Here is a 4,277-nt window from a genome sequence, read left to right as displayed (position 1 = left end):
GCGGGACGGCCGTGCGGGCCGCCGCATCCGGGGCAGTCCTCGCGGACGAGCCGCAGCCCGGCCGGATCGGCCTGCTGGTGATCGCCGTTCTGGCCGTCGTGTTCATCGTCGAGAACACGCGTCGGACCAAGGTGAGGTTGCTGATCCCCGAGGTCACCATGCCCCTGTGGATGGCCCTGCTCGGAATGGCCGTGATCGGGGCCCTCTGCGGGGCGTATCTGTTCCGCCGGCGCCGCTGAACGCCGGCCGCGTCTCCCCGCGTCGGCCGTTGCCGGACCGGTGCGCGCTCCGGGCGTTGTCAGTGGCGTGCGCCATGATGCGGTGGAGGTGGTCGCCCCCGGCCGACGCGACTGCCCCCGGCAAGGCCCCCGACCGTCCGCAGGCCGCAGGGAGTCACCATGACCGTGTCCTTCACCGAGACCGCGCCCATTCTCCGGATCTTCGATGTCGACAAGGCGCGGGAGTTCTATGTCGACTATCTCGGCTTCGCCGTGGACTGGGAGCACCGCTTCGCCGAGGGCATGCCGCTGTATCTCCGGATATCGCGCGGCGCGCTGGTGCTGCACCTGTCGGAGCACCACGGCGACGGCACCCCCGGCTCGGCCGTCCATGTCGAGACCGATGGGGTGGCGGAGCTCCTCGCCGAACTGCGCGCCAAGAACTACCCCCGGCTGCGGCCCGGCCTGGAGGAGGACGAGGAGCTGGGCACCTGCCTGGAGCTGATCGACCCCTTCGGCAATGTGCTGCGCTTCCGCCAGACGGGAGCCTGAGCCACCCACGCCGGTCCGTCACCCCACGTCGGCCCGTCGCCCCACGCCGAGCCGTCACGCCCCGCCGGTCCGTCACCCCGCGCGGTCCGGCCCGCGCCGCACGTACACCCCCGCGCGCGCCGCGGCCGCGGCGGCCTCCGCGGCCCGGTCCGCGGCGGCCTCGTCGAGGCTCTCGCCGCTGGTCAGCAGGCGGTAGTAGAGCGGGGCGGAGACGGCGCGGATCACCTCGTGCGCGTCGGTGCCCTCGGGCACCTCGCCGCGCTCGACGGCCTGTTGGACGCAGGGCGCCCACTCGGTGACGCGGATGTCGTAGAAGCGGTGCAGCGCCTCGGCCGTCCTCGCCTCGCAGGTGGCCGCCGCGATCACCGCCGTGAACAGCGCGCCCTGACGAGGGTCGGCCAGGGTGCGCTGGACGAGCCTGGCGTTGGCCTTGAGGTCGCCGAGCAGCGAGCCCGTGTCGGTGCGCGGCAGTGACTGCTCGGCCATGTCCGCCAGCAGGTCGGCCACGAGGCCGGTGACCGTTCCCCAGCGGCGGTAGACGGTGGTCTTGCCCACCCCGGCGCGGCGTGCGATGTCGGCGAGGTCCAACTCGGCGAAGCCCCGCTCCGCCAGGGCGTCACCGGCCGCCCGCAGCACCGCCTCCCGGACGCGTGCCGTGCGCCCTCCCGGGCGGACGGTCCCGGGGTCCATGCTCTCCATCCCCATAACGGGTCTCCAGTTCCATTAATGCGCCATCTCTGCTACGTTGCTGCTCACAGGTTAACGGAACTGCGGAACCGTTAACCGCCTGCGGATCATCATCATGGGGAGGGAACAGTCATGGAGTACAGGCGACTGGGCGCGTCCGGGCTCATGGTCCCCGCGCTGAGCTTCGGCGCGGGCACCTTCGGCGGTCGGGGGCCGCTGTTCGGAGCCTGGGGCGACACCGACGCCCAGCAGGCGCGCCGGCTGGTGGACATCTGCCTCGACGCCGGGATCACGATGTTCGACACCGCCGACGTCTACTCCGAGGGCGCGTCCGAGGAGGTGCTGGGCAAGGCGATCGCGGGCCGCAGGGACCGGGTGATCATCTCCACCAAGGCCGGCCTGCCGCTCGGTGACGGCCCCAACGACGCCGGGACCTCCCGCTCGCGTCTGATCGCCGCGTGCGAGAACGCCCTGCGCCGGCTCGGCACCGACTACCTCGACCTCTTCCAGCTGCACGGCTTCGACGCCGGCACGCCGATCGAGGAGGTGCTGTCCACGCTCGACGACCTCCAGCGCGCGGGCAAGGTTCGCTACACCGGCATCTCCAACTTCTCCGGGTGGCAGGCGATGAAGTCCCTCGCCGTCGCGGACCGGCACGGCCACCCGCGCTACGTCGCCCACCAGGTCTACTACTCCCTGATCGGCCGCGACTACGAGTGGGAGCTCATGCCCCTCGGGCTCGACCAGGGCCTCGGCGCGCTGGTGTGGAGCCCCCTCGGCTGGGGGCGGCTCACCGGCAAGATACGCCGCGGTCGGCCGCTGCCGGCCGACAGCCGGCTGCACGCCACCGCCGACTACGGCCCGCCGGTCGAGGACGAACACCTCTACCGCGTGGTCGACGCCCTGGACGAGGTCGCCCAGGAGACGGGCCGGAGCATTCCGCAGATCGCCATCAACTGGCTGCTCCAGCGGCCGACCGTCTCCTCCGTCATCATCGGCGCCCGCAACGAGGAGCAGCTCCGCCAGAACCTGGGCGCCGTCGGCTGGGCCCTCACGCCCGAGCAGATGGCGAAGCTCGACGCGGCGAGCGGCAGGACCGCGCCCTACCCCTACTTCCCCTACGAGCGCCAGGAGGGTTTCGCCCGTCTCAACCCGCCCGTCGTCGCGCCGTCGCCCGCGCGCTGACGTCGGTGCCGGAGGTCCGGAACGGCCGCCGTCCGGGGCCGCCGTTTTCGGGGCCGCCGTCCGGGTGAGGCACAGGCCCGTGTGGGGCCAGAGGGAATGAAGTGACGTATGGGGTCGTTGATCACGTTTATGAACTCGGTCATGAAGGCAGTCACGATCAACGCGTACGGAGAGGCACCGCGGCTCACGGAGCAGCCGGTGCCCAAGGTCGGCCCCGACAGCGTCCTGATCCGCGTCCGGGCCGCGGCGGTCAACCCCGTCGACTGGAAGATCGCCGAGGGTTATCTCGACCAGGTCCTGAACGTCCACTTCCCCCTCACGCTCGGCTGGGACGTGGCGGGCGTCGTGGAACGGGTGGGCCCGGCCGTGACGGAGTACGAGGTCGGGGACGAGGTGATCGCCTACAACCGGCAGGACGCCGTCCAGTTCGGCACCTACGCGGAGTTCGCGGCGGCGCCGGTCCGCACGCTGGCCCGCAAGCCGGCCTCCCTGAGCTGGCAGCAGGCGGCGGGGCTGCCGCTGGCCGGCCTCACCGCGTACCAGTCGCTGCGCGCGGTGCGGGCCGCGGACGGGGACACCGTGCTCGTGCACGCGGCGGCCGGTGGCGTCGGCTCGCACGCCGTCCAGATCGCGGTCGCCCGCGGGGCCAGGGTCATCGGCACGGCCGGCGAACACAACCACGACTTCCTGCGCTCGCTCGGCGCGGAGCCGGTCGCCCACGGCGAGGGCCTGGAGGAGCGGGTGCGGGCCCTGGCGCCCGACGGCGTGGACGCGGCCGTCGACTTCGTGGGCGGCGACGCCGTCGCCGTCTCCCGGAAGCTGGTCGAAGACGCCTCCCGGATCGCGTCGGTGGCGGACATGGCGGCCGCGGAGATCGGCGGCACGTATGTCTTCGTCCGCCCCGACACGGCGGACCTCACCGCGCTCGGCGACCTCGCCGACGCGGGAAAGCTCACGGTGCCTCTCGACGCGGTGCTGCCCCTGGCCGAGGCCGCCGAGGCGTTCCGCCGCAGCCGCGAGGGCCGCACCCGCGGCAAGATCGTCCTGGAGATCCCCTCTTCCTGAGGCGGGATTCCTCCCGAGGCGGGGCCCGTTGACGATCCGAGCCCGGATCACCCGTCGGGACCCCGCCTACCGGCGGTGCGGCGACTCCACGACGCCGTCACGCTCCACGGTCGACGTATTCGAAGACCGAGCCGTCGGGGTGGCGGGCCAGGAGGTTGCGGCCCGCGGGCGTGCGCATCGGGCCCGCGAGAATCTCCGCGCCCACCTCGGTGAGCGAGCGGTGCGCCTCCGTGACGTCCGCCACCGCGATCGTCGCCGCCACCCGCCGCAGCACCGCCAACTCCTCCTCGGGGCCGCTCATCAGCAGAAAGCAGCCCACGGCCGCGACGGACACCTCGCCCCGCCGGAACCGCAACGCCTCGCTGCCGGTGAGGCGTTCGTAGACGGCGATCGAACCCTCGAGATCGTCCACGCACACGCGCAGGGTGGTTCCCAGGATCTTCATGCGTCGAGCTTAGGTCGTGTCTTCAAAGTCCCGTCTGCCTGGCGGCGTCTGGCACGCACGCTCGCTGCGTTGTCGTCAGTCGCCAATGCTCCGCAGTGGCTCCCTCCTCCGCCTTGCGATCGCAC

6 protein-coding genes are annotated in these 4,277 nt (G+C 72.4%); 4 read left to right on the top strand and 2 right to left on the bottom strand.

Annotated elements, in window-relative coordinates:
- The first annotated feature begins 11 nt into the window (after positions 1-11).
- Together ACSNOD_RS29005 and ACSNOD_RS29000 are read left to right on the top strand one after the other, a co-directional pair.
- Positions 12-239, top strand: a complete 228-nt coding sequence (locus tag ACSNOD_RS29005) for a hypothetical protein (protein ID WP_436770047.1) — start codon at positions 12-14, stop codon at positions 237-239.
- A 159-nt stretch (positions 240-398) separates the two neighbouring features.
- Positions 399-770, top strand: a complete 372-nt coding sequence (locus ACSNOD_RS29000; protein WP_436770046.1) for a glyoxalase superfamily protein — start codon at positions 399-401, stop codon at positions 768-770.
- Between the two features lie 72 nt (positions 771-842).
- Here the strand turns inward: ACSNOD_RS29000 and ACSNOD_RS28995 are convergent, their stop codons facing one another.
- Positions 843-1,475, bottom strand: a complete 633-nt coding sequence (locus ACSNOD_RS28995; protein WP_436770045.1) for a TetR/AcrR family transcriptional regulator — start codon at positions 1,473-1,475, stop codon at positions 843-845.
- A 114-nt stretch (positions 1,476-1,589) separates the two neighbouring features.
- Between ACSNOD_RS28995 and ACSNOD_RS28990 the strand changes: the two genes are divergently transcribed.
- Positions 1,590-2,642 (top strand): aldo/keto reductase, encoded by a 1,053-nt coding sequence (locus ACSNOD_RS28990; RefSeq protein ID WP_436770044.1) that lies wholly within the window; start codon positions 1,590-1,592, stop codon positions 2,640-2,642.
- 141 nt (positions 2,643-2,783) lie between these two features.
- On the top strand, positions 2,784-3,707 hold the full coding sequence (locus ACSNOD_RS28985) for an NADP-dependent oxidoreductase (RefSeq protein ID WP_436770043.1): 924 nt from the start codon (positions 2,784-2,786) through the stop codon (positions 3,705-3,707).
- 97 nt (positions 3,708-3,804) lie between these two features.
- On the opposite strand, the gene ACSNOD_RS28980 is transcribed toward ACSNOD_RS28985, so the two are convergent.
- Positions 3,805-4,152 (bottom strand): VOC family protein, encoded by a 348-nt coding sequence (locus tag ACSNOD_RS28980; RefSeq protein WP_436770042.1) that lies wholly within the window; start codon positions 4,150-4,152, stop codon positions 3,805-3,807.
- Between the last annotated feature and the right edge of the window lie 125 nt (positions 4,153-4,277).

The sequence above is a fragment of the Streptomyces sp. URMC 123 genome (assembly GCF_051386515.1).
GTDB lineage: Bacteria > Actinomycetota > Actinomycetes > Streptomycetales > Streptomycetaceae > Streptomyces.
The sequence above is the reverse complement of the archived record's forward strand: the minus strand, read 5'-3'. Positions and strand labels throughout refer to the sequence as shown.

Bases quoted from the DNA above. Each gene is read 5' to 3' on its own strand.
- ACSNOD_RS28985 (WP_436770043.1), top strand. From the start codon at position 2,784: ATGAAGGCAGTCACGATCAACGCGTACGGAGAGGCACCGCGGCTCACG.
- ACSNOD_RS29000 (WP_436770046.1), top strand. From the start codon at position 399: ATGACCGTGTCCTTCACCGAGACCGCGCCCATTCTCCGGATCTTCGAT.
- ACSNOD_RS28990 (WP_436770044.1), top strand. From the start codon at position 1,590: ATGGAGTACAGGCGACTGGGCGCGTCCGGGCTCATGGTCCCCGCGCTG.
- ACSNOD_RS28980 (WP_436770042.1), bottom strand. From the start codon at position 4,152: ATGAAGATCCTGGGAACCACCCTGCGCGTGTGCGTGGACGATCTCGAG.
- ACSNOD_RS28995 (WP_436770045.1), bottom strand. From the start codon at position 1,475: ATGGGGATGGAGAGCATGGACCCCGGGACCGTCCGCCCGGGAGGGCGC.